This is a genomic window from Nocardia sp. NPDC055165 (genome assembly GCF_053606985.1).
This window is the reverse complement of the sequence record NZ_JBSGSS010000006.1, coordinates 302808-327866: the sequence shown is the minus strand read 5'-3', so window position 1 is coordinate 327866 and position 25059 is coordinate 302808. Positions and strand designations below refer to the sequence as shown.

At 54.1% G+C, this 25059-nt stretch carries 30 protein-coding genes; 28 read left to right on the top strand and 2 right to left on the bottom strand.

Going from position 1 to position 25059, the window contains the following annotated elements:
- The 28 genes from ACWFRF_RS15515 to ACWFRF_RS15380 all read left to right on the top strand — a co-directional run bounded on the left by ACWFRF_RS15515 (position 1) and on the right by ACWFRF_RS15380 (position 22222).
- Positions 1–1155: a phage protease gene (locus ACWFRF_RS15515; protein ID WP_452450511.1), complete on the top strand. Its 1155-nt coding sequence runs from the start codon at positions 1–3 to the stop codon at positions 1153–1155.
- A 2-nt stretch (positions 1156–1157) separates the two neighbouring features.
- Positions 1158–1526, top strand: coding sequence for a DUF2190 family protein (locus tag ACWFRF_RS15510; protein ID WP_452450509.1), 369 nt, complete (start codon positions 1158–1160; stop codon positions 1524–1526).
- Between the two features lie 17 nt (positions 1527–1543).
- Complete coding sequence (locus ACWFRF_RS15505) at positions 1544–2491, top strand: hypothetical protein (protein ID WP_452450508.1); 948 nt, start codon at positions 1544–1546, stop codon at positions 2489–2491.
- 11 nt (positions 2492–2502) lie between these two features.
- Positions 2503–3126, top strand: coding sequence for a hypothetical protein (locus ACWFRF_RS15500; protein WP_452450506.1), 624 nt, complete (start codon positions 2503–2505; stop codon positions 3124–3126).
- 11 nt (positions 3127–3137) lie between these two features.
- Positions 3138–3620 (top strand): hypothetical protein, encoded by a 483-nt coding sequence (locus tag ACWFRF_RS15495; protein WP_452450505.1) that lies wholly within the window; start codon positions 3138–3140, stop codon positions 3618–3620.
- 119 nt (positions 3621–3739) lie between these two features.
- Positions 3740–4543: a hypothetical protein gene (locus tag ACWFRF_RS15490; protein ID WP_452450503.1), complete on the top strand. Its 804-nt coding sequence runs from the start codon at positions 3740–3742 to the stop codon at positions 4541–4543.
- Between the two features lie 6 nt (positions 4544–4549).
- Positions 4550–5437 carry a hypothetical protein gene (locus ACWFRF_RS15485; RefSeq protein WP_452450501.1) on the top strand — a complete coding sequence of 296 codons (888 nt, stop codon included), beginning with the start codon at positions 4550–4552 and terminating at the stop codon, positions 5435–5437.
- Complete coding sequence (locus tag ACWFRF_RS15480; RefSeq protein ID WP_452450499.1) at positions 5434–6141, top strand: LamG domain-containing protein; 708 nt, start codon at positions 5434–5436, stop codon at positions 6139–6141. Before ACWFRF_RS15485 ends, ACWFRF_RS15480 begins: the two co-directional genes overlap by 4 nt.
- Entirely contained in the window at positions 6141–8570 is a 2430-nt protein-coding gene (locus ACWFRF_RS15475) for a hypothetical protein (protein WP_452450497.1), read from the top strand. Before ACWFRF_RS15480 ends, ACWFRF_RS15475 begins: the two co-directional genes overlap by 1 nt.
- Before the next feature lie 170 nt (positions 8571–8740).
- A complete protein-coding gene (locus tag ACWFRF_RS15470) occupies positions 8741–9634 on the top strand; it encodes a hypothetical protein (protein ID WP_452450495.1) in 894 nt (297 codons plus the stop codon).
- Positions 9635–9639: 5 nt separating this feature from the next.
- Positions 9640–10089: a hypothetical protein gene (locus ACWFRF_RS15465; protein WP_452450494.1), complete on the top strand. Its 450-nt coding sequence runs from the start codon at positions 9640–9642 to the stop codon at positions 10087–10089.
- 28 nt (positions 10090–10117) lie between these two features.
- Positions 10118–10573 carry a hypothetical protein gene (locus ACWFRF_RS15460; RefSeq protein WP_452450492.1) on the top strand — a complete coding sequence of 152 codons (456 nt, stop codon included), beginning with the start codon at positions 10118–10120 and terminating at the stop codon, positions 10571–10573.
- Positions 10574–10611: 38 nt separating this feature from the next.
- The gene (locus tag ACWFRF_RS15455) at positions 10612–10764 is read left to right on the top strand and encodes a hypothetical protein (protein ID WP_452450490.1); all 153 of its coding nucleotides are present in this window, start codon (positions 10612–10614) and stop codon (positions 10762–10764) included.
- Positions 10757–11710 carry a phage tail tube protein gene (locus ACWFRF_RS15450; RefSeq protein WP_452450488.1) on the top strand — a complete coding sequence of 318 codons (954 nt, stop codon included), beginning with the start codon at positions 10757–10759 and terminating at the stop codon, positions 11708–11710. Before ACWFRF_RS15455 ends, ACWFRF_RS15450 begins: the two co-directional genes overlap by 8 nt.
- 23 nt (positions 11711–11733) lie before the next feature.
- Positions 11734–12090 carry a hypothetical protein gene (locus ACWFRF_RS15445; RefSeq protein ID WP_452450486.1) on the top strand — a complete coding sequence of 119 codons (357 nt, stop codon included), beginning with the start codon at positions 11734–11736 and terminating at the stop codon, positions 12088–12090.
- Positions 12091–12514: 424 nt separating this feature from the next.
- Positions 12515–14041, top strand: a complete 1527-nt coding sequence (locus ACWFRF_RS15440; RefSeq protein ID WP_452450484.1) for a hypothetical protein — start codon at positions 12515–12517, stop codon at positions 14039–14041.
- Positions 14038–14889 carry a phage distal tail protein gene (locus ACWFRF_RS15435; protein ID WP_452450482.1) on the top strand — a complete coding sequence of 284 codons (852 nt, stop codon included), beginning with the start codon at positions 14038–14040 and terminating at the stop codon, positions 14887–14889. The genes ACWFRF_RS15440 and ACWFRF_RS15435 overlap by 4 nt, the downstream gene beginning before the upstream one ends.
- Positions 14889–16085 (top strand): hypothetical protein, encoded by a 1197-nt coding sequence (locus ACWFRF_RS15430; RefSeq protein WP_452450480.1) that lies wholly within the window; start codon positions 14889–14891, stop codon positions 16083–16085. Before ACWFRF_RS15435 ends, ACWFRF_RS15430 begins: the two co-directional genes overlap by 1 nt.
- Complete coding sequence (locus ACWFRF_RS15425) at positions 16082–16603, top strand: hypothetical protein (RefSeq protein ID WP_452450477.1); 522 nt, start codon at positions 16082–16084, stop codon at positions 16601–16603. The genes ACWFRF_RS15430 and ACWFRF_RS15425 overlap by 4 nt, the downstream gene beginning before the upstream one ends.
- Before the next feature lie 71 nt (positions 16604–16674).
- A complete protein-coding gene (locus ACWFRF_RS15420) occupies positions 16675–17094 on the top strand; it encodes a hypothetical protein (RefSeq protein ID WP_452450476.1) in 420 nt (139 codons plus the stop codon).
- Positions 17094–17498, top strand: coding sequence for a hypothetical protein (locus ACWFRF_RS15415; protein WP_452450474.1), 405 nt, complete (start codon positions 17094–17096; stop codon positions 17496–17498). Before ACWFRF_RS15420 ends, ACWFRF_RS15415 begins: the two co-directional genes overlap by 1 nt.
- 12 nt (positions 17499–17510) lie before the next feature.
- A complete protein-coding gene (locus ACWFRF_RS15410; protein ID WP_452450472.1) occupies positions 17511–18710 on the top strand; it encodes a hypothetical protein in 1200 nt (399 codons plus the stop codon).
- A complete protein-coding gene (locus ACWFRF_RS15405) occupies positions 18707–19492 on the top strand; it encodes a CHAP domain-containing protein (RefSeq protein WP_452450470.1) in 786 nt (261 codons plus the stop codon). The genes ACWFRF_RS15410 and ACWFRF_RS15405 overlap by 4 nt, the downstream gene beginning before the upstream one ends.
- 354 nt (positions 19493–19846) lie before the next feature.
- Positions 19847–20314: a hypothetical protein gene (locus ACWFRF_RS15400; RefSeq protein WP_452450469.1), complete on the top strand. Its 468-nt coding sequence runs from the start codon at positions 19847–19849 to the stop codon at positions 20312–20314.
- Positions 20311–20595 carry a hypothetical protein gene (locus ACWFRF_RS15395; RefSeq protein WP_452450468.1) on the top strand — a complete coding sequence of 95 codons (285 nt, stop codon included), beginning with the start codon at positions 20311–20313 and terminating at the stop codon, positions 20593–20595. The genes ACWFRF_RS15400 and ACWFRF_RS15395 overlap by 4 nt, the downstream gene beginning before the upstream one ends.
- On the top strand, positions 20592–21056 hold the full coding sequence (locus ACWFRF_RS15390; protein WP_452450466.1) for a hypothetical protein: 465 nt from the start codon (positions 20592–20594) through the stop codon (positions 21054–21056). The genes ACWFRF_RS15395 and ACWFRF_RS15390 overlap by 4 nt, the downstream gene beginning before the upstream one ends.
- Positions 21057–21342: 286 nt before the next feature.
- Positions 21343–21732, top strand: a complete 390-nt coding sequence (locus ACWFRF_RS15385) for a histone-like nucleoid-structuring protein Lsr2 (protein WP_452450464.1) — start codon at positions 21343–21345, stop codon at positions 21730–21732.
- A gap of 67 nt (positions 21733–21799) precedes the next feature.
- Complete coding sequence (locus ACWFRF_RS15380) at positions 21800–22222, top strand: HNH endonuclease (RefSeq protein ID WP_452450616.1); 423 nt, start codon at positions 21800–21802, stop codon at positions 22220–22222.
- A 165-nt stretch (positions 22223–22387) separates the two neighbouring features.
- Here ACWFRF_RS15380 and ACWFRF_RS15375 read toward each other — a convergent pair whose 3' ends face one another.
- Positions 22388–22687 (bottom strand): hypothetical protein, encoded by a 300-nt coding sequence (locus ACWFRF_RS15375; protein ID WP_452450462.1) that lies wholly within the window; start codon positions 22685–22687, stop codon positions 22388–22390.
- Positions 22684–25035, bottom strand: coding sequence for a type IV secretory system conjugative DNA transfer family protein (locus ACWFRF_RS15370; RefSeq protein ID WP_452450460.1), 2352 nt, complete (start codon positions 25033–25035; stop codon positions 22684–22686). Before ACWFRF_RS15370 ends, ACWFRF_RS15375 begins: the two co-directional genes overlap by 4 nt.
- Positions 25036–25059 lie beyond the last annotated feature (24 nt).

Sequence of the window (25059 nt, the reverse complement as noted above, 5' to 3'; positions counted from 1 at the left end):
ATGACTCGCGGTTTAGTCACTAAAGGCATCATCATCAAGGCCGACGAGAACGGCAATCTTCCTGATGAGATTGAACTCCTTCACACTGGTACCTGGAACGCTCCCTATCACGGTGACTGGGAACATACCCAGCAAGATATGCGGGAATATGTACAGCACTTCAATCAGGGTATCGGCCTTGTAGAAGCGGATAAGCAAGCACACGTCAACTTCAATCATGAGCGCGGGAAGGCCGGCGCCTGGATAACGGAGTTGTTCACTAAAGAAGACGATACCCGTCTATGGGGCAAGGTCAAGTGGACGCAATCAGGCCGAGATTCGGTACTGGCTGGAGAGTATAAGTACATCTCACCCGAGTTCAATCCCCGTGCCTATCCGTGGGAAAACCCAGAGCACGAACATGAATTCGTTTCCAACGTCCTAACCGCTGCCGCGCTGACCAATGAACCATTACACAAGAAACTGAAGCCCGTTATGGCCACGGCGGTTCCGCCCAAAGTCAAGGGAACCAGTGATAAATCAAAGAAAGGACCAAATATGAATGTAAAAGATCTACTCGCCAAAAAGCCTGAAGACCTCACTACAGAAGAAAAAGAGTTCCTAACGGGAAACCGTGCCGAGCTTACTCCAGAGCAGCTGAAAACCTTCGGCCTCGAAGAAGTGAAAGATGACAAGAAAGACGGTGATAAAAAAACTGAAGATGAGAAAGAAGCCGAACAGCTTCGAGCCAGCATTAAAGCCGGTACTCATGTAGTCATCGAAGCATCGGCCTATCGCAGTCTCGAGAAGAAGGTCGAAGCCAGCGCAAAAGTAATCGAAAGCTATGAACGTGAAAAGGTCGATCGGACCATCGCTGCCCATGTATCCCGTGGCGCTATTAAGAGCGATGACGCTAAAGGTTGGGCAGACAAAGTTATGGCCGACCGATCGCTTGAAACCATGCTCGCGTCGCTCCCTGACAATCAGACGATCAACGCAGGTGCTGCAGGTGATGGCGGAGATAGCGCCGCTAATGCGGCTTCCCAGGTGAACATCGAAGTAAACGCTCTTATGGCTAGTGCAAAACTCAGCTATAAAGATGCTCTCGCGCAGGTGCGAGCTGAGAAGCCTCAGCTATACGCGGACTATCAAAGTGAGATGAGCAAAGGAGAATAATCATGCAAGAAAACCCAGTCTTAGTAAAATCTGAGCTAGCGGATAACGCACTCACATCACGTCGGTTTGTAAAGCTGACATCGACAGGTATCGACGTAGCCACGGCCGGAACAGACAAGATCTACGGAGTAATGAATAAGCCTAGCTCGGTTGCAGCTGGCGAGACGGCTCCCGTAATCGTCCTCGGTACGGCAATCGTCGAGGCTTCAGCCGCAATCAGCAAGGGCGCTTACGTCACTGCTACTGCTGCCGGTAAAGCGGTTGCTACAACAACAGCCGGCCACCTCGTTCGTGGTATCGCACTTGAAGCTGCGGATGCAGACGGCGACCTAATAGAAATCATGCTTGTGGCGTTCCATCACAAGGTTTAAGGAAAGGAAATACATAGATGTCAACTAACAGATACCTAGGACAAGATCCTATCCTGACGAATCTCGCACTGGCTTACACCAACGATGATTACATTGCCGAGGAGTTCTTGCCTTCTACACAAGTCGCAACGCAAAGTGGCAAACGATGGGTCTACGACCGCGGTCGATTCCGTCCCTCTAAAAACGGCGGTAAACGCGCTGAGGGTGCTAACTCGGAAGAAGTGATCCACAAGTTCACGCTCGGTAGTCCATATTTTGCCGAAGATCATGCAAAGAAATCTTTCATCACCGATGAAGAAGATACCAACGCTAAAGTAACCGGTCGCGATCCATTCTCAGATGCTACTGAGAACATCACAGAAATCCAGATGGTAGACCGCGAAGTCGAGGCAGCAACACTGCTTACTACCAGTGGAAACTACGCGAGCGGCCATGTCACACCGCTGGCAGGCTCAAGCCAATGGAGCGACTTTGGAAACTCGACACCTATCGAGGACGTCCACGCTGCGATCAGTACTATCCATCGAAAGCTATTCGTTCGAGCCAATAAAATCATCTTGCCACGAGAAGTATTCGACGTAATCCAGGATCACCCTGACTTCCTCGAACGTGCTAAATACACACAGCTCGGCGTAGTGACTACTGATCTCTTGGCTCGTCTCTGGAACGTTGAGAAGGTTGTTATAGCCGGAGCCGGTAAAAACACCGCTCGCGCTGGCCAGACCGACACTATGGGCTACATCTGGGGCAAGAACGTGATCATCGGCTATGTGAACCCAAGCCAAGGTGACAAAGTATTGACCTTCGGTCGCACCTACCGCTGGCAGTCTCCAATCGTTCAGCGCCTACGCGGTACTGATGAAGAAGACCGCCGAGGGACCTTCGTTCGTCGTGGTGATGACTACTACCAACAGGGGATCGTTTCTAACGAAGCTGGATTCCTCTTTACCGGGGCAATCGCCTAAGGGGCTTATCTATGGCATTAAAAAAACCTATGGGAAGGACTGCATTCGCTGAAGTGCAGTCCAAAGCTGGCGCAATCCGGCTACAGAAGTTCACGGACGTTGCGACTGCTAGCGCGGCGGCCATCCTGAGCGCACAGGCGACATCTAACAGCGTCATCACTACAGTCGTTAGCTTTCTAGCTCAACCTGACTTCGCTCGAAATATCGTGATCACTCCTGGTGGTACAACCGGAGATGTCCCTGCGGGCGACATCGTCGTCACTGGTACCAACATCCGCGGTCAGGTGATCAGCGAAACCTTCACGCTCACAGCCGATCAGTCAAGCGCCTCGACCGGCTCTAAGGCATTCAAGACAATCACAAGCATTGTCTTCCCGGTCCAGGACGGCGCTGCTGCAACCTACAACGTAGGTACCGGTGTGAAGCTCGGTCTTGATCGCAAGATGAGTGTTGCGTCTGTACTGGACGCTTACGTCGATGGTGTACGTGAAACCACTATGCCAACTGTTGCCTTCTCGGCGACGTTGATCAGTGGCAACACTGTCATCACTAACACAGCACCGAACGGCTCCCGCGATTTCACTATCGCCTTCATTACCCCAGAAATCACCAACTATAAGCAGACCACCGCGTAGGAGAAGCATCTATGTATGTACTAAAAACGAATCTCAAACATGATGGGATTACTTATGTCGTAGGTGATTCTATCGATGCTGAAGTTGTTGGTGAAGAGGTAGTAGCCCAACTCTTAGCTGAGGGCTCACTAGTTGAGCCAACCCAGGCTAAGGAGCAGTCGAACGAAGTCGCTGCGGCTAAGGATCAAGCAGCTCAGATCGTGGCCGGCGCGAAAACGAAAGCCAAGGCTATCGTCGAAGACGCCAAGAAGGAAGCCGAGCAAATCAAGGCTGAGGCTCTGAAGGAAGCCGAGCCCGGCAAACCTGATGAGGAGGTCTCGGAACCTGCGACCGAAGAGGCCGAGCCTACAGTCGAAAAAGCTAAGGTCGGCGACGACGAGTATACAAAAACCACCTATGCGAGTGGCATCGTCCGCTACGCAAGGAACGGCGAGACTATCAAGAAAGCGGACTTCGAATCTGCTGTAAACGATAATAAAGAAGGCCAAAGCTAGTCATGGCTCGTGTCGAACAACGTCGCGGAGTCCTGAAACCGCTAAGCTCTGCGGCTCGTTCGGCCGGTGCCACCGTATCTGGCACCGAGTACCGCGTTGATAGCTATACATCAGCGTCGATGCTCGTCGACCTGACCGCCCTGGGTGGCTCACCGAGCACCACCGCGCTTGACGTGAAGCTCCAGTACTCACCGGACATATCTGGATCACGTTGGTTCGATCTTCCCTCTGGTGCGATTACTCAGCTGACCGCAGTGGGCAGCCAGCTCTTCACCGGCGTCGGCCTTGGTGTTGCCCGTCGTATCAAGCCGGTCTACACCCTCGCTTTCACCGGCGGCACAGCTCCTACCGCGACTTTCGCCGTTGATATCGCATTTCAACAGGGCGGAGCTGGTGACATCGAGATCAAGAACGGTGCGGGTAACGCAATTCCCATGTCGATCGGGAACGGCTCTGACGTCAACGCTGGGGCAACCACCGATGCCGCCGTCACTACGAGTACGACTGGCACACTGTCTGGCAAGCTGCGCGGGCTCGTCACCATCCTGTCGAACGTCTGGGACTCGGTAAACGGGAATCTCAAGACGGGACTGGCAAACGCTCTGGACGAGGACATTGATTCGATCACCTCTTATGCGAAGGGGTTCACTGCTGTAAAGCTCAGCGCCGATGGAATCGCTTCTGCGTCTACTTGTGTGTTTGGTGGTTGGTACGTGGAATCATCGAGCTCCGGCGTCATCTCCTTCTACGACAACGCATCTGCAGCATTGGGGAATACGATGGGCGCGCTCAGCAAGTCCGTTGCCGCTAACGATCTGGTCCTGTTTGCTCAGCCAGTCATCATGACCAACGGTGTGTACTTCGATCTCGTATCAGGTTCAGCAGCTGTGTATGTATTAGTCCGTAAGATCACCAACCAATAGGTTGCTATGACGGTCTGGCCAGGGTTAGGACTCAACTACAAGTCTCGCGACACCGACGTGATCGCTGAAGATATTCGGTACTTCCGCAAGATCGGTCTCCGATACATCAGAGTTCACATCCCTGCTTTCAAGAGTGGACAAACCTGGAACTCAACTTCGTATGCGCTGTGGCGAGTAATCGCCCGGCGCTTTACGGAGGCTGGCTTCACCGTCCTGTTTGGGATCTCATGGGTCAACCCCAATGATGCTGAGTGGCAGAACTGGGCAGATCATGTAGTGGCTGAGGCTAAATACTGCGCCGACAACGGTATTTGTGCAGAGTTCAATATTGGTAATGAGCTAGAGCTTCATCTAGTCGACATTACCGAAGCTGATTTCGTCACAAGAACCAAGCAGCTCGCCACCGCGGTCAAGGCTGCGGCACCAGGCATCAAAATCGTTTATAGCTTCGGCGCCTTCGGTAACCATGGAAACTTCTGGATATCTGCGGGTAAGGGCGATATCGACTACCTAGCTGGGAACGTCTACGGGAACTACTTCCCCGCGCGCGGATACTACAACCGTCTCAACTACCGGACAGTTATCCCGCAGATGCAGGCGGCCTTCGGCTCTGGCTGGTATATCTCAGAGTTCAACGTCGAGGCCGTATCGGCGACCTTCAACGGTATGCCAGAGGATCTGCGCGAAGACGAGCTGACTGAGATGCACCGATTTATATCTAAAAGCGGTGTCTCACGGGCTTATCTCTACCAGTACCGCGCTTACGACGGCATCGACGGTAACGACAGCTTCTATATGCGCTACAACGATGGAACCTTCCGGCGAGCATGGAACGCCATAGAGAGCAATAACGGTAGAAGAGTCTACTTAAAGAGAGGAGAAACAGTCATATGAGCAGATTAGTGGTTAGGAGCATGGCGTCAGCGCTAGTACTTCCGGGAAACGGCACGACGGGGAACATTACACCATCGAACACTACGCCTCTGACTGTCGGACTTACCAACTCGATTTCAGTTGGTGCATGGGTAAAGCTTAAACAGAAATCTATTACCGGCAACGCCGACGCGCACACGATCCTGCGCTCTGGCTTCAACTTCGCGAGCAACCTTGGCTATATGTTCCAGATTCGTCCGAGCGATGGGTCTATGGCTTTGCTCTGTGGCAACGCTACGGGCCTCTCAGGCGTCCGCTCAATACCTTATGGCGAGTGGGTTCATGTGGCGTGGGTACTAAGCGGCACATCGCTTAAGGGCTACGTGAACGGCACCGAGATATGGTCTATATCAGTTACCCGCAAGGCTAACGACGTTGGCGGAAATCTATTCCTCCAGGAAGGTGGCGGCACGGGTGCTGCGGAGCGTCGCTTCTGCGGCTCGATAGCTGAACTCTTCTGTGTGCAATCTGCCCTGACACCTACAAACCTCGTAGATATCATGAACGGGCGTTTCTCTCTCGTGACTCTGGATATCCTCTACAAACTCAACGATGCTAGCGGTAGTACCGCAGTCGACTCCTCCGGGAACAGCAACAACGGAACGATTACCTCGGCCTCGTGGTCTACCACTGATACGCCCTTTAAGCTGCGAGCCGCTGCGTAATGTTTGATACGCACAAAAACTTAGCTGTTGCTACTATCGTCACCCCACCGGACGATGCCCTAGCTGGTACAGATTTTGTGCTCTACGACGGCCAGGGCGAGTACTTCGCACCCAACATGCCGGTTACCCTGGTGCCTTTTGGTGTGGTGCCTCAACACGGGAACGCCGAGATTGCCTATGTGACAGCGGTTAACGGCGACACCGTGACTGTTAACAGAGGGCAGGAGACCCCAGCTAAGGCCGTCGAGGCCGGCTGGATGATGATCGGTTCGATCACGGCCAAGACACTCGAGGACATTGAGACCTATATCCCGACCTACACAAGTGCACAGATTGAAGCGCTCTTTCGCAACAGTGATATCACAGTCACTGTTGGGTCTAGCGGCGACTACGCCACTGTTAAGGCAGCTATCGCGGCACTGTCTCGGCTGAAAGGAACCTACACGGACAACGGGTTTGCGGCGACGATCAACTTACTCTCCGGCTTTACGATGGCAGAGCAAGTATTTGTTCGATCGTTGGATCTATCATGGATCACCATTACCAGCGAAGACGCTGAGGTGCCTGTAAATCCGACCTTCATCTCCGCTGAGCTTATTGATGAGGACAACTTAACTCCCATCTTCGGTGGAATCGACAATGCCGACCTACCAATCATGGATGTTCTATTTGCTTATCCCGATCGGGGCGATGGCTATGCCGCCTCGCCAAAGGACGGGATTGTTATTGCCTTTAAGTCGCGCGTTCTATTCAGGCCAGGTGCGGGTGTCAAGAGAGCTCGAAATGGTTTGAGAGCTCTCTACGGATCGGATCCTACTTGTTATATGCCTGGCTTAACTCAGGGCGGGGGAGGATCGGGCGCAGGTCTAGTAACAGGAGTCAACTTCTCCTATGCGACCGTTCGGGCGGTGATGTTGTCGTTCCACTCTACAGCCGGTCTCGCGCGCTCTAAACTTGACCACTGCCTAGGTGATTATGGTATCTACGCGATCTGGAGGTCTGATGGCGACTTCTATCAAAGTCAGGTAAACGACACTATCAACGGTACTGCGGCTGTAGCCAGGGACGCTTCGATTCTAAATATGCGTGAATCGCAGGTGGCGCGCTCTAGGCGCGGCTATCATGCGCTCCACGTTGGGACTATCGACGCCCGCTCACACAATTCGCTGGCTGATCCAGCTGCAATGTGGATTGGCGACAGTGCGAAGGACTGTATCGAGTATGGAGTACTAGCCGCCTATGGCGGCCATATCGATGCCACTGAGGTCAATGTGTCTGGTTCCGGTATCGGTGTTCATGCTAGTGAAACCTCTACCATTACCTTCTCAGACGGCAGCCTTGCTGACAATTGTCTTACTATTGGGGTCAGTGCTACAGGTGCCGCGATAGTCAATGCACATGGAGCGAGCGCTACCGGCTGTCCTATTGGCTTTAGCTCGACTGAAGGGAGCATGATTAATGCTTACGCGTCAACTGCGGTAGGCTCCACTGTCGGTTACTCGGTAGATAAGGGCGGCCGGATTGTTGTAGGCGCGCTAGTCGGCTCTAATACTACCAACCAGGCAATAAACCTCATTACTGGAAAGGGTTGGATCAGCGACGCTGCACTACCCATGGTCGCGAAATGGTCGCCAGCTAACGGCGCGGGAGCATTCCAGGTTACTCGAGCCGACGGAACTACTAATGTTGTCTATATCGATACATCGAGCAGTACTCCCAAGATGCTTATCGGCCAAGGCTCTAATCCGGGCTCGGTGCTCAACGTAAACGGTGGCACCTATCTCGGGGGATCGGCTGGCGCCGCTACCTCTCATGTGGATTTTGCGCCCTCGACTACCAGTAAAGCGTCTGCTCGATGGCGGTCCGGCGACGATCCTGTGTCACCTAATGATGGTGAATCATGGTATAACAGCGATCTCAAATTTCGCAAAGGGTCAACGACTGAGGTTGTTGCCTTTAAGAGCTACGTCGATCAAGCCTGGAAGGTAGTTAGCGGCGTCGGTGTCGCGGTGACCGGTTCAGTGTTAGAGACGGTCCTAGCTACGCTGACGATCCCCGCTAATGCGCTTGGCCCCAATGGAGTCATCCGCCTTACCTTGAACTTCTCACACAATAACAACGGCAATGCCAAGACTATCCGCGCCCGCTTCGGTGGTGCCGCGGGGACGGCCTTCCTGTCGGCAGCAGCCGCCAGCCAGCTCCGTACTCATGTGGTCGTGATGATCTACAACCAGAATGCTACGAACGCGCAGATAGGAGGGAGCAACCCTGGGAACACAAGCGGATACGGCCAGTCGACGAGCGCCCAGGTGACCGCCGCAATCGACACGACATCAGCGCAGACGCTCGTAATCTCGGGAGAGCTTGCTAACTCTGGTGACAACATAGAACTTAAAAGTTATTTGCTTGAGTATCACTATCAAGCGTAGGGGGATTAATCATGTTTGGATTCACATACTTCGGTTCGTACTACTTCATCGGCTGGTTAAGTAATGATTTACCGCGCTTCACGACTCTGCACTCTGGGGATGCAACTAGCCGGTTGACCAATCAATCGAAGGTCACCATAATGAGGACCAAAGGAAATTAGTCACGCTCTATGGCAACAACACTCCAGGCAGATTCATTCAATGATATAAACATCGTCGAGCGATCGTCTTTAGCCGAGGCTGCGGAGACCGGGGATAACTCGCTCCTCCTAGTCAGTACTCAAGGCATTGAAGTAGGCCGGATCATCTACCTTGGCACCCTGAGCCGCGAAGGCTGCGAACGCGCTGTGGTCTCCTCGGTCAACGCTGATGGCGTGACCCTGGGGCTTACTGCAAACCTGAAGCTTGACCACGCAGTCAACGCCGACGTGACGGCGGTCCTGGGAGACCTGATCCACTTCTGGCGAGCTGCGAACGTTGATGGATCGGTCCCAGCTGATGGGGACTTCACTGTAATAGCAACCCGCTCAATCGATCCCGATCAGACATCGAGCTTTTACCGAGACGCCGATGGTTCTAGTTCGTACTGGTACCGCTACACGTACTACAACGCCACTTCGAGCGACGAGACGTTGCTGCAGAACTCAGAACCTGTCCGCGGGGACGACTATGGCCACTACGCAAGCCTGAGCGAGATCCGATCGAAGGCCGGCCTGGCTGAAGCCGTGAACCTAAAGGACAGTGACATCGACTTACACCGTCGAGCTGCTGAACGAGAGGTCAACGGTGCACTGGCTGCGAGCTATAGCGTTCCGTTCAGCCCCGTACCTGGGGAGGTCAACACACTCACCGTCGAGCTGGCGGCGTCCATGCTCCTAGTGGCTGCCTTCGGGGCGATCTATGAGCACAGACTCAAATCAGCACGTGACGCAATCAAGGCGTACGCCGACCGAGCCGCGACTATCACCGACGATGAAGGCAACTCCCTCGTGGAGTCTGGCGCCTTCTCTGGATACCCAGATGCAAACGCGCACAGAGCTTTCCGCATGGGAGACATTTTCTAGTGACGGTGGTTAGCATCCGGGTAGAGGGGGCCAACGAACTTGCTCGACGACTCCGCAAGTTCGGCCTGGCGGTGCTTGACCTCAGTGACGCCATGTCAGACAGCGGTCGCTACCTGACCGACTTCTTCTCCGGCCAGGTGTTCGCATCTAGGGGAGGGATCATCGGGCATCCGTGGCCCCGACTCAACGAGGCGTACGCGACTGAGAAGGCTCGACAGTTCCCCGGCCGCCCGCCACTCTTCCGCAAGGGCCTGATGAACCGCTCGTTCAAGTACACCAGTGGCCGACTGTCCGTAGAAGTGTTCAACGAGGCGTGGTACTTCAAGTTCCACCAGGACGGTACGAAGAACATGCCCGCTCGCATCATGATGGACATTGATTCCAGCCGTGAAAACCGCATTAAGGGCTTCGTCGAGCGTGACATCGAGAAAGCGATGGGCCGCGCTGGTGTATGAGGATAGTGTCACCCGTATCCTGAACTTGATGAAGGCTACCTTCAAAGGGAGCGATATCAAGTCGTTCTATGACGGCGATCCTGAAGCTATACCGGAATTCAATCTGCCTGCAATAGTGGTCGATCAACCCAACGACAACACCGATCAAGGCGCTATCGGCCAGGACGATGTTATAGATGAGATTGTCGTGAAAGTGATCTTTAATAAGAAGGATGACTACGACAATAACAAGGTGAAGGAAGAAGGAACGACGAGTCGTAAGATCAGGGATCTTGTCGGCAAGCGCAATCCTGCGACCGGTAGTTATGGAGAGAATACCGTGAAGGGCGCTATCCGTCGGTATCGGACCCAGGGCATTGTTGCGGTCGCTCCAAGCTTCAGCGTGAACTACGGCATATTGCCTAGAGCGAACGGCATCGTTACTGCCGAGGGGCACGTCACCTTTACTATCGAGTACTCGATAGACGTCAATGAAGCTCTATAGGTATTTAACTAATTGTTGATTTGAGATATTATACGAATATGAAGACGAAAGGTTCAAGCAGCGAAGCTGAAGCAATCGAGCAGGATCAGCCTACTCTGTACTTCTTTCCGCTGCTGAGCCGTACCGTAAAAGCTGACACCTATGAGGAAGCGCTCGAAAAACTAAAGCAAGAAGAGGACGGTGATGCCTAACTATATTGGACGACGCGAGCTAATCGGGCTCGGTATTGAAGGAACCGCGGGGACGGCAGTAGCTCCGCAGATATGGGCCCGCTGGCTAGATCAGAAGATCGAGCCCAAGACTAAGATCGTGGAAAACGAAAGCGCTACGGGCGTAGTGGAAAAGGTAAATGGTAGCGCTGTTACTGCGAAATGGGTTGAAGGACCTATCGGCGGGACGATCACCGCTCATGGCATGGGATTCTTCTTGCTCGGTATGTTTGGCTCTGTCAGTACCGGATCACCTACCAGCGGTATTTACCCTCACACCTTCTCTGTGAACCAGTTGGCTCTACCGACTACCCTCACTATCTCTCACGTCACCCCTCTTGAGTCTCGCCGTCATCCGTACGCGGTGCTGGATAACCTCGAAATATCTGCCGAGGCCGGCGGATACGTAATGTTCGCGACTCAGGTAAAAGCGCGCTACGGCTCGACATCTTCAGAGTCTCCAGCCTTCACTACGGAAGCTGAATTCACTAGTAAGCACATCACCGTCAAGCAGGCCGCCAATATTGCCGGTCTCGGCGCTGCTACTGCTATCAAGGCGAGCAAGGTAAAAGTCACTCTTGAGCGCGCATCACAGAAGTTTGATCCACTCGGTACAGATAACTCAGCAGAGTTTGATCGTGGTGAGTGGGAAGCTAAAGCGGAGATCGTTGTTCGGTACGATGCGACGACATATGATACTGATTTCTTGGCTAATACCGCTAAAGCTCTCGGTATCTATATCACCGACGGCACCAACAGTCTGAACCTCGTTGGTGGCAACGTCCGAATCAGGGAGCTTGCAAAGACTGTTAGTCGAGGCGAAATTGTCACGCAAACCCTCAGCCTCTACTACGAAGTAGATGCCAGCACTGGCAAGACTGTCGAGGCCATACTGAGCAACTCTCGCGCGACTTACGCCGCTGCATAAACAACTAAAGATAGGAGAATTCTATGGGACTAAATATTACCGCAACGCGTCGGATGAGCTTAGCCGATTTTGGACAAGGTTGGCAGGACTGTTATCTATTAGTCCGCGCTGCAAACAAGGCGCTCCGAGATGAATGGAAGTCGAAGTTCACGCCCGGCATGACTAATGAGCAAGCTGAAGCGCTTGTTCGTGAAGGCGCGCTGCAGACTATCATTGGCGGTGTTATTCTCAATACAAATGAAGATGGCTCTACCGAGCTCGTAACTATCACCTCTCAAGACGTGCCTGCGGTTGCCGATGCTTTGGGCTTCGCATGGCTTAATGATGCAGTGGCGCTCAGCTCGGGTGCCGACCGTTTAAAAGCGAAAACGACTTTTTAGAAGTCGAAGAACACTATCGTGACTACATCCTTCACGATCTCCGGGCAAAAATTCCGTTAGAGATTCACGAAGAGATGTTTGCATGGAGGTATAGATCACACTTCCATCTGACGGTTGAAGAATACGACAACGAGCCATGGGAAGCGCTAGAGCAAGCAAGGCTTATCTGGTCGCTAGAGGCCGAGCGTGATAATCTAGACAATAGAAGGCGACAGGTAGAAAGCCAGTCGCCCAGAGATTAATCTACGTGGCCACTAATAACCGAATAAACATTGTCGTTACAGCGAACGGGGCAGATGGCCCTATTCGAAAGACCGCCGAATCTATCGAGGACCTTGAGGGTCGCGCAGGTAGATTACGGAGTTCTCTCGCCTCATTGACCGGTGTTGTTGGTGCAGCGACTCTAGCGGTCGGGACCGCCGGTGTGACCGCGGCAACGGCTGGTGCCGCTATAGGAATCAAGTTCAACAGCTCGGTTGAGGCCGCCGAGACAAAAATGATGGCCTTCATGAAGGACAACGAGCGTGTCGCTAAAACGTTGGCTTGGGTTAAAGACGAAGCCTCTGCAACACAGTTCGCCTTCGCTGAGATGGCAGAAGCTGCGGCAAACCTAACTCCAGTGGCTAAGTCGTCTGGGAAGTCCCTGGAAGACCTCGTACGTCAAGCCGAGCTGCTGGCCTCTCTGAACCCCGCCGAGGGGCTGACGGGTGCGACGTTCGCTCTGCGTGAGGCTTTGTCCGGTGACTGGGTCTCGATCGTCGAGCGCTTCAACTTGCCGCGTCTGCGGATCAATGAGCTTAAGGCTCAGGGCGTTCCGGCTATGGAGATCATCACGAAGACCCTGAACGAGATGGGTATCGACATGAGTCTGGTCGCGAAGCAGGGGCAGACTACCGCCGCCCGATTCGACCAGGTGAAGGACAAGCTCACCATGATGGCCGGAGCGGCAACAAAGCCGATCTTTACTCGAATCTCGAGTGAACTAGATGTCATCGGGAGATACGACTTCGCGGGGCTCGGGGAAAACCTGGCCGGCGTCGTGGGCCGTTCTATCGATGCCGTCGACGAGTTCATACCCAAGGCCGTTGAGCTTGGGCGCCAGGTAGGTGGGTATCTGGGGCCTAAGTTTGATGACCTTTGGCGCGTACTCGAAGAGCGGGTGTTCCCGGTCACCAACAAGCTGCGGCACGAGGTGATTGAACCGCTCATACCAGTGCTGGGCGTGTCGCTCGTTGGTGCGATCGGTCTAGGGGTCGATGCCACGCGGCTCTTGGTAGAGGTCCTCGGCTGGCTCTACGACGAGCTTGAGGCGGGCAACCCGTGGGTATGGACGCTAGCGGGTGCGTTCGGTGGCCTCGCCGCTGCTATGGCCTTGAACGCGACCTTCAATGCCTTCAACGCAGGTCTTGCCTTTATTCGTACTGTGACGATTCCGCAGACGATGGTTCAGATGGCCGCTCTCAACACTCTCATCTCAACGCCGATGGTCATGCCCGCCATAGCGATCGGCGCAGCGCTAGCGGCTATCGCAACGGTATGGAACGAGTACAACAAGATGCAGTCGGCGATAGAGGGCGCGAAGGCAGCGCAGAAAGAATTCAACTCAGTCAGTAAAGAGCTGGATCAAAAGTATCTGGACATCTATCACAACGGCGTGAGCAGCCCGAAGGCCAAGGAACTGGCCAAGAGATACCTCCATAACACAGGCTTCCCTGGCTTTGCGATGGGCACAAACTATGCACCAGGCGGGTCAGCATGGGTTGGTGAACACGGCCCGGAACTTGTCGACCTACCTAGAGGATCTAAGGTCAGTCCGGCCTATCGGTCGCAGAACAACTCAGTGACAAACAACAGCCCTACTGTTGTAATCCAAAATATGAATATAAATAATGGCGGTGATGCCCATCGAATGCTCAACGATATCGGCTTCGCTCTGAGGCAAGCATCATGAGGATCTTTCTAAACGACTATGAAATCAACGCGCCGGACAATGGCGTCTATCTGGATGAAGATCTGGAAGGATTCGAACTGCCAGATATCAGGACTAGTCGCGGACAGCGCTCGGGGCAAGGGGGCTCGTATATCGGTATGCAGCTCCCCGATTCGCGTAAGATCACCCTAAACGGTCGTGTATTCAATCAAAGCGTAGATATAGCCTTGCAGACGCGACGGGACCTACAGGCCGCCTTACCGCTCTATCCCGAGCCGGTAATACTGACGATGGTTGACGACGACGGCCGGTCTTACATCATGTATTGCCAAGTAATGGACTTCAAGATGCCTATCAAACGACAACGATTCCAGCACTACTTCAAGATTGAGCTTGAAGCGCCAGATCCAACCATCTATGACAACTCGGCCGGCGCAGCGCTTACCGCTACGATTCACAAGGCGGTACCTGGTGGAATGCTCTTCTCTGCCTCAACCCCGACCTTCGGTACGTCGGTTGCCTTCAGCGAGGGGATGCCTAACACGACGGTGAATAATCCCGGGACTACTACGGTTTATCCGGTCTTCACTATCACAGGCAAAACAACAAACCCATCGATCACGAACGTCACTACCGGTGAACGATTCTATCTAGCTGGCTACGCGGTTGATAGTGGATCGGTCACTGTAATCGATATGTTCAACCACACGGTCACGCTCAATGGCGGCAACGCGTTCGGCTATGTGCCCCTCGACTCAGAGTGGATCAGCCTTGTAGTTGGTGACAACGAATTCTTGTTTGAGAGTGATTCATCTAGTGATGTATCGAGTGTCGCGATGGAGTGGCGTCCGGGGCTTCGAGGGATCTAATGGAAGCTCGGGAACAGTTGGCAGCAGCGCGGGCCTCAAGGATCACGAAGTTCGGCGTCGAGCTCTGGAGCCGTGCTGGAGTGAGAATCTGCGAGATAACCCACTTGGCGAGGGATCTTGGATGGACAGAGGAGCGCAACGAGGCGGAAGTGCTGAGGTTTAATCTCGACCTCGACGCCTTCGAAAGCTATTTGATTAACAACGTCGGTGCCGATCCGGTAAGTAACTTCCGTGAGGGCCAAACAGAGATCAAGGTGAAAGAAAAGCGCGGTAATGGACCGTGGGAGTATCTGTTTGGCACACAGCTCTATTGGGCTCCCATACGGCTCTCTCCGGCTGGCTCTGCTGATGTGGACGTCAACGCACACGGATACCTCAACTTCTTCGCTACCCGATACCCTGATCCGTCGCTGACCTTCACGAATACTGAATCAGTCGAGATAGCGCGTCAGCTCATCCAGTCGAATCAGTCGGTAGTGTATGGAAACTACGGAATCATCCTGCCTACGAGCGGCTACTACGTGACGACCAAGCTGCGAGATCGAACCTTTGAACAATATACTAGTTCAACTAAACTCAACCTCCAGCGGCTTACTAACCTGGTCGACGGCACGTTTGACTTCAAGTTCTTAGCGGACAAGACCTTCATGACCTACCCGGCGCTCGGCTCACCTCGATCAGACTTCCGCCTACAGTTCGACCGCAACCAGTTTCGCTCCACCATCGACAGCGCTGTGCTGAATCGCGGAGCAAATAACTTGTTCAATAAGATTCACGGCATCGGCTCAGGCTTTGGCGGGGACTCGTTGATGACCGGTCATGTCGACCCGCAGACAGGTCTGCTCGTGCCGAGCGTCGATGATCTCACATCACAGGTGGAGTTTGGCCTCCGCGAGCTGCCAGTACTGTTTAATGAGGTCTCCAACGCCGCAACGTTGGTCGAGAACGCTGAGGCTCGCCTTCAGCGCGTGAAGGATCTCCTACGTATGCCGCAGATAACCCTGTCGGGCGCGGACATGCCAGCGGTCCGGTTAGAGATCGGCGACATCATCCCCATCGTCATGACCGGGCGCCGGCTACTGGAAGACCTGACGGGTTACTACCGCATCGAGCGCATGGAGACCCAAGTCGACGAGAACCACTTCCAGAAGGCTGTCACGCTCTACTTCGAGAAGACTGGGGACTACGAGGGATGAGCGGACTTGTCTCCAATCTTCCAGCCCAGCAGCTCGTGACTGGTCTCCGGGAAGCCGAACGGTTAGCGAACGAGATCAAATCTCGCCAGCGGATCAGTAGCATCGGTGGTCAGTTGAGCTACCTGATTCAGAACGCGGCCACGTGGGATGTGAACGAAACCTTCACGACCACACCACCGTTCACCTATCAGCAGAAGACGCTTCAGCTCACGTACACGGCCGATGGCTCGCAGTCTTTCCCTGTTGCCCTGCCCTACCTTGATCTCCGGATCAACGGCACCGCGGACGCCAATCGAGTCGACTACCTGTTTGGTGGTGGCTTCGCCGGGGATCTGGGCTACCACAGTGGTTCGGACATCCTCTTGGTCGGCGGCATCAAGGTTGCCCTGTCGTACCTGGCAGACGAACAGATTCAGCGCTGGACGATCCTCCTGACGTATCAGGGGAGCATCACGATACGAGCAAAGGCCCAAGTCGTCGCATCATCCGGCGGATCAGTTGAACTGGTGAGGTTGTAATGGGCCCAACGAATTTCAGTGTTCTGCCCGGCAATCTGCCTGTGACAGTCCTCCGGGAAGCGGAGCAGGTAATGCGCGAGCTCAAGGGCTCGGCACAGCGCACTGGTGGGGCGAGCGTTCACTACATCCGCACGGACAACGCTGGAACCTACGCGTGGACTGGACAAGTCACTACAGCCTCACCGGGTAGCCCTAGCACTGGTGGGGCGTTTTTTGTCGTGACCCTGACATCGGTGAACGCCGAGGTCTTCCTGAACGACCTGGTAGTCGATCTGTTCAAGTCTGTCGATGCCGGGGCTACCTACTCCGCGGTCGATCCGTCCTCCGGCTACGTGCTGTACATCCTCGAAGCTGCGGCCCCCATCGAGATCACGCCGTTTCAGGCGAAGTGGTTCCTGTCGTTGTTCGGTCCGATCAACACATACGTGGCCTTCAAGCTCCAGGCGCTCACTACGGATGAGGTAACCATTGGTGTAGTGAGGAGGGACTAGTGGGCGTTCTCGATCGACTGCCACAGGGAGAGATGGTGAGTGCGCTTCGCTCCGTTGAGGAGTTGGAGCGCGAGCTCAAAGCCCCTCAGCTGCTTGGTAGCCGGAGCATCCTGACTAGTCGAATCTTCAGTGCCAGTACGTATGACGTGCTCACTCCGGCGTCCGGAACCCACGTGGTTGATGTGGAGTTCCTTCCTGCTGATCTGACCTTCGGAGGAGCGTTCTGCTACAAGCTTGTGGTCGTAGATGTGACTGGTACTCCGGCTCAAAAAACATCCGGGATCTACCGGAAGCGCGTCAGTAATAATCAACAGGTGTGGCGTATCGCAGTATCGAATAGCCAAAAGCTCAAGTTCTACTTCTACACCGCTGGGGCTGGATCATTTAGTATAAACGTAATATAGTGAACTCAAGATATGTACGACGACTTCAAAACAGCAAACTATCCAAACGCCTTGATGTCACCTGAGCTCTATGCTCGTCACTTATCGAGGATGTTTTCTGGTGAAGTCATCGACGGCTTCACTGTCAGTCCTGGTACCGGATTGCAGGTAGTACTAGCGCCGGGAAACCTCCTCGCCCGATACGGCTCAGCGAACGTCGCCTCTGCTCGCCTCGTAAGCCTTGTAGCCAACTTCAACCTGACGATCACTACGCCTGATGTAAGCAATCCACGCATAGACCTCGTCGTTGTTTATACCGATGACGATACCCTTGCTGCGAACACACCAGATGGAAAGGCCGCATCAAAGGCTCTCGTCGTGGCCGGCACTCCGGGCGCCAGCCCATCGGCCCCTAACTCAGCCGCTATTCAATCCGCAGTTGGTTCAGGTAATCCTTACGACGTTGTTGCACAGGTCCGTGTAGAAGCGGGAGTGAGTGTAATAGCAGCAGACAAGATTACTGACGTCCGATCATTCGTAGCGCCTTCGAAGACCCCAGCTCTAGGCATTGCTTCCCATATAACCTCTGGCGCTCAGTGGTCAGCTGGCGCGGGCCTCCTGGCGAGCATGACCGCCGGAACTGGGTATATAAACGTCGGCGGCATCATGATCCCGATAACCCCCGCAGTGATAACCAACCATTCTTTTACTGCATCCAAAGACACGTATGTGAGCGTCGACTACCTAGGCACTATCACCTACACGGAGGTCGCTAACAATGCCTCAAGCCCAACCCTGCCCGCTAATTCCATCTGGCTAGCAATCGTTGTCACCAATGGATCTGCTGTCACCGCAGTCTACACGACCAATGTCGATACTAACGCAAAGCTCATCCGACCTATGGCCTACGGTACGAAACAAACTGACGCGAACGGTTGGACTATCTATGACATGGGAACTTACCGACGCTATGCAAAGCGCAGCTCATCATTCTCATTCACGAAGGTGAGCGGCGAGTACTTCACGCCTGCGACTACGAGCCTCCCTGTCGGCATCGCGACGATCGGAAACAATACGCCATCTGGAACCTCGATGATCTGCAACTTCATCACCGATACCCTGCATGGCCTCCAGCACACTAATACCTCGGCAACATCCCTAAGCTACAACGCACAAGCACGAGCCAGCGCTACCTATATCGGGTGGGTTGACTTTGAGCTAAGGACGCCATGATAGACGGTAAGGTAAAGGCGCTCATTTCTAAATGGGATGGTCGACCGCTCGATCTGGATAGCTTTCCCAACTACCAGCCTTATCAGTGCTTTGACTTGTGGGTCCAGTACATGCGCGACGTAGTGCCCGGATTCAACTATCTGACCCTGAGACCTACCGGCTACGCAAAAGATCTCTGGAACAACTTTGACGGTCTCGGGCTAGGTCAATGGCTAGAAAAGGTCCAGGGTGAACCGGAGTACGGAGACATCGCAGTATGGAGAAATGCTCCCTTCACGCCGGATAGTCACGTTGCCATATTCCTCAGTAAGAACGGCCACAACAGCATAAACGTCTTCGAGCAGAACGCTCCGCTCCCGCTATGCGCGATCGGATACATCACGACAAACGGTCTACTCGGATACCTAAGATTTAAGAACGGAGATGATATGGGAAGAGTATCAAGCATAGATGAATACAAAGACGTCAACGTTGCGATGACCCACTATCCTCGGAACACTATTTCAGACGAGGAAGCTGCGGGTTGGGTAGGCGGTGAGTATTCCCAGCTGGCTAGAATAACATTGGACCCGAACACGCCGAGGGGACAAGACTGGCACCGGGATAACGGAATCCTGCTGGACCTCTACCCGCAGGCAGTCAAGGCACTAAAAGATGCTCAGGTGGATATTGCCGATCTGCGGAAGCAGATGGCAGCCATGCCGCAAGACACCTCCGAGGCTGAGAGGAAACTGAAGGCTTTAAGCGCAGCACTGAAAGATGCGCTAGAAATCAAGGGGTGATATGGCTGCACCTAAACCAATCCGATTTACAACAAACAGTACGCCAGGACTTCGACCGTTCACCGGCATAGGATTTCAGCCAGCATTTATAGAGCTGAAAGCCTCGGGCAAGAATTCAGTCACCGAAGCAGGCATTCGGTGGAGTATGGGCGATTCAGATGGGTCAATACAGACCTGCCTATCCGCCGAGAGCTCGATAGGTACTTTCCCTGTATATACCGACAGGCTGATTAACCTACAGACACCAGGTGGACTCATCCAGGCTAGCTTTGCTTCCTTCGATCCTGACGGCTTTACGCTCAACTTCATCACCACTGTGTCTGGATACCGTGTATCTGGAAAGGTGTACCCCGCATGAAACGGGTGTGGGTGGTAATCCTGCTCTCGCAGTTCTCCATAGCTCTTCTATTCGTAGCCCTTCTAGTGACGGTCACCCAAAGGGACACGGCTAATAAGGTCCCCGCCTCGGTACTCCCAATCAAGGGAGACGACGGCAGGCCGGCAGTTGTCGACTATGAGAAGATAGACGGTCACATTACTGAGGCAGTAAATCAAGCTGTAGCGGCACTGCCTAAGCCGACAGTCAAGCCGGAGCCAGTCAACTACCCACTCCTAGAAACCGCCATTGGCACCAAGGTAAAAGAAGAGGTTGCAAAGCTTCCCGCGCCTAAGGGTGGGTCAGATGGCAAAGACGGTGTGACTGTATTAAAAGTCGAGTTCCGTCAGAATCCATCTACAGATGCAGTCGAATGGCGATGTCTCGATGACAATATCTGGTCTCCTATAAAGAACAATCCAATCCTAGGGGATAGCTGTCCGTGAAAGATGAACACGAGAACGATACGCCCCGCGATCTCATCGAGTATCGCTTTACCGAGCTATTCAAGCGCCTGGATCGTATCGAGAGCACGATGAACAACTTTGCATTCGTGAAACAGTCCGACTTCAACGAGTTTGTAAAAGAGACTAATCAGAAGTTCGAGAAGTATGTCACGAAGGAGTCGCAGCAACCCTGGCACACGATCATCATTAGTATCGCCGTGACAGTTGGAGGTGCTGTGGTCCTTGCTGTTCTCAAGTTTGCATTTGGAGGTGGTCTATGATCGCATTCGCCAGGGTGGCTAACTTTTTGGCATTTGCCTTTGCTGGAGCCCTGGTGACTGCATCTCTAGCTCTTGCCTACGCGCTCCTAGCCCCCATAGATGTGGTCCAGGATTGGAAGATCTCTGTAGAGGACAGGGAATACGCCCTTGGCGACGAGTTCGTTATCCAGGCGAGCTACAAGAAAGTCATGGAAGTGACTGGCACTGCTTACTACTACGTTGACTGCCAGAATCAAAGGGGCTCAATATCGAGATACCCTATCAGTCAATCTGAGGGTAATCGTAGAGCAGGAAGCGGGAGTACCGAGATTCCGATGAGACTACCGACTGCTATTCCAGGTCTACCCGCTCGCTGTCGCGCCGCCATATCGGTCGACTACAACATTTACACATTTAGGAAATTCACTGAGAACAACGAAAGTAACTGGTTCACAGTGATTTCGAAGAAGGGGGAAAGATGAAATTGGATCAACCAACACTGCAACCAACATCGAAGATCGCCGCTGTGGGTATTAGTGGCTCTATCACGGTCATAGTCGTGTGGATGCTAGGTATGTTCGGTATCACCGTACCGCCTGAAGTTGCCTCGGCCATCACGGCCTTAGGAGTCTTCGTGGCTGGTTACATGACCCGCGAGCGCGCCTAAGCCACGCTATCACGCCCTAGTTGCTTAGTTGATGTCTAAGCTGCATGATGTACTAACACACGTCTAGTATCGTCCCGAGCAGTCTTAGAGAGGCTAGAGCCATGGGCAAGAAGGTCATCCTTATTGATGACGTTGACGGCAAGGAGATCGATGGAGGTTTCGAGGCACCGGTAGAGTTCTCCTTCAACGGCAAGCACTACCAGATCGATCTTCGTCAGACGAACTTCGACAAGTTTGAGAAGGTCCTTCAGCCGTGGGTCGAGGCTGCTACTGAAGTTGTACCTGCTCCTCCGGAGCCGGGTCGTCGTGGTCGCCCGGCTGGTTCCTCATCCACCGGAACCCGACCAGATACCGGCTCCGGCCGGTCCAAGGAAGAGCTCGCCAACATCCGCGAGTGGCTCAAGAAACAAGGCCACGAGGTCAACGATCGCGGTCGTATCAAGGCAGAGTTCCTCGACCTCTACGACGAGGCGCACAAGAAAAGCAGCTAGGTTCTGAATGTCAAATAGCTAACCACTCCCTTGATTTTGATGGCGGGGAGTGGTTAGCTATTTGTATATGATCTTATGTTTAGTATGTCGGATAGAAATTGTTGGTAAGAATCGTCGAAAGTATTGCTCACATGCTTGCCAGGTTCGAGCATGGAAGCTAAACAATCGTGCGACGTATCTCGAAGGAAAGAAGCGATATCGAGCAAAGGTTGCTAGTGAAACCGCAAAGTATAACCGCACGTACAGAAATTCGGTCCCCAAGATAAATCCGTCGGTCGGGGCGCGTCTGCGCGCAAGTCATCCGTGCCTGCGATGCGGAACTCGGAACAGGCTTGAGGTGCACCATATCAAGTCTCAGAGTATTGGCGGCGGTAAGGATGACCCGAACAATTTAGTTGTACTGTGCCATCCTTGCCATGCTTTATGGCACAAGTTCTTCAATATGGACTATTGGCGGTTCGGTGGAGCCAACTCTCCTACTCTGAACTAGCCTATCGCGCATATTATCGGTATTTTACCCCACTTAATTTTTACAACACCTACCTCCGTTAGACCCCTCTCGAACCCAGTAGGGTAGGGGGAGCTGTAAGGTGTTACAGCTGTTTTTATGCGTAAGTAGGGGAGTAGGGGAGTACGCCCCAACACCCGCCCCTACCTAGTGGTGATAGAAGCCCAGTACTCGGCTCAAGTCCTGCGCTGCGTTGCCCGCATCCATCACGTGATTGCGGATGTGAGTAGCCGACGATTCGACTGAAGCGGCGATGCTTCGTGCGCGCTCCAGGACTTCGTAGTCTTCCGCCGTATCCGGGAGCCGAGTGTCATTGGCTAGGCGCTCACACTCTCGCCTAGCCGCTTCGATATTGCTCGCGCATCGGCTCAATTCCGCACTGAGACTGTCGATCTCGTCGACGGCACCAAGGACAAGATTGGCCCACTCTTGAACGGCTTCGCTCATGCTTCCTCGTCCGGGTCGTAGTCGGTAATCCCCTGCGGCTTAGCGGCTCTCGTGGCCTTGACTGCGGGTTGACGGCGGTTCGCGATCTCTTCCCTCACCTGCTCTACCGGACGGCCGTAGCGTTGAAGATTCCGATCAAGGGCTAGCCGGGTGATGCCGGTTGATTCCGGTGGCTTGAGTGCACGGAACGTGACTGGGCTGCTGTCTCCTGCATCGTTCGCGATCTGCGCCATGCCGTGGTACGGCCGTAGTTTGGAGATGTCAGTTTCGGCTACCTGTCGGCCGCCCAGCTCCCTAGCCCACAAGGCCGCTTCCTGAGCCGATGACTTGAGCACGATCTTCGTAGCCGTGTTGTTGATGACTGATCCTTGCAACTCAGCTCCAATGACCCGGCGGGTGATGAACTGGGTTCCAAGGACAAGGCCGAGCTTGTGCGCCCGCCCGCGCGCCAGGACGTCAGGCAACCCTCCCCGTACGTTCGCAGCCACCTGGAACTCGTCGATCATCAGGACGTTCATCTTCTCGACGCGCGTCTGCTGGGCGATGGCCCACAGCTGATTGAAGATCAGGGTCGAGAAGAGCTCGGCCGTATCGTCAGGCAACCCGCCGACGCTGACAAGCAGAATTTTGTTGTGTGCCACGATCTCTCGGAGGTTGATCGTGCTCTTAGTCTGACCGATTATGTTGCGGATCTCGGGTCGGCCGGCGAGCTGCCAGAGCCTACGGTGAAGCGGCTGTACATACCGTGCCCACTCGTCAGCCTTGGTAGATCGGCCCGACGTTGGGTCCGCGGTTGCACCTGGATTGCGATCCCAAAAGTCTTTGAGCTCGGGATCTTTGACACCCTCGATAAGCTGCTTGGCCCAGGCGCGCTCCACCGGGTTACGTGGACTCAGTAGGGAAGCCAGGTCGATCAAGGTGTATCCGCCCGCCTCAAGCAGCGTCCACAGACCGAAGTACAACAGCTCCCGTACCGAGACGCCTTCCTTGATGCTGGGATACAAGGTTTCGAACACACCGACGATCTGATCAATCACACCCAGACCAAAGCCCTGGTCGAGCAGATTGATGGATACTGGGAACTCACGATTCTCCGCTGGGTTCACTAGGACGATGTCACGCAGCCTCTTCACTGGAAGGCCGTTGAGAACGCGGTAGAACAGCCGCTCCTGTGAGACGTCGGTTCCAGCGTCGATGACGAAGAGGCCGTAGCCCTGCTGGGCAACCTGGATGCCACCGTTGCCCATGAGCGAAGTCTTACCTGATCCGGAGCTGCCCACGATGATCGTGTGTTTCGGCATGTGCGCGGGAGACAGAGCAATGGGACGGTTCCTACCTGGAACGTCGCTGTGCCCCAATACCCAGCCTTCACGGGCAAACGCTTCGGTCGCCGGGAAACGTCGTGCCGAACCTTGCCGTAAGCCGGGGAGTTGGATGTTCCCGAGGGGCCATCCCGCCAGTGCAGACAGTTCAGTCACAGTGAGCTGGCTCGCGAACCGCGGAGGCGTGAGCGCCTGGGTAACAACCTCTTCCAAGCGATCGGCCGGGATCTTCCGGCCGACTTGGATCAAGTTGGTTTTGTTCTCCGACTGGAGCGCATGGGTAAGTTTGGAGACTAGTTGCTCGGCCCGCTTGGAGTCCTTGGCGGTCGCTACGATTCGCCCGGCGGCGGCGAACTGCTGCTCGACCGCCTTGATCTGGCGGTCTTTGATCTCCCCTGGCTTGGCCTCAAGTCCAAAGACAAAGGCGCCCAACAACGTCGGCTTAGACGTCATGACTGTGCGGCCATCGTCTGGAAGCTTCGAGCCATTGGAGTGCGAGACGATCCACTGAAGCACTACGGTTTCGCCTGGATGGTCGGTGTAGATAGCTTTCAGGATCTTCGTACTGTGCGCTACGACGCTGTTGATTCGCAGAGGGCGCAGGGGATCGCTCATCCGAAGATCCACGCCGAACAGTGGGGAAGTACCAAACCCCTCGATACCGCTCTCGACCGGGCTTACATCGATGCCAGGGAGGTGGCCGTCGAGCTGGCCCTGAAGATACTCGGAATCCACGTGGGGCACACGCAGATAGTGGGATATACCCTTGTCCGACGCCACCACCTCGAATACAACCGTAGGGACTCCGGCGAAGCGAGCAAGCTTGTTGTCCAGACTTCTGCCGATAGACCTGGCGAAGTCTTGAACCTGCTCGGCTCTAAGATCGTTAGGAAAGATGAGCTCAAACCTGTCACGCTTCAAATCGTGCGCTCGCTGATTCTTAATCTTCATATCGTCCCATACCAGATATGTAGGAGTTCCGATCAAAATAGAAAGTAGTATGGGGGAGAGGGCGGCCAAATCCATCTTCCCCATACTACTTCTTTTTCG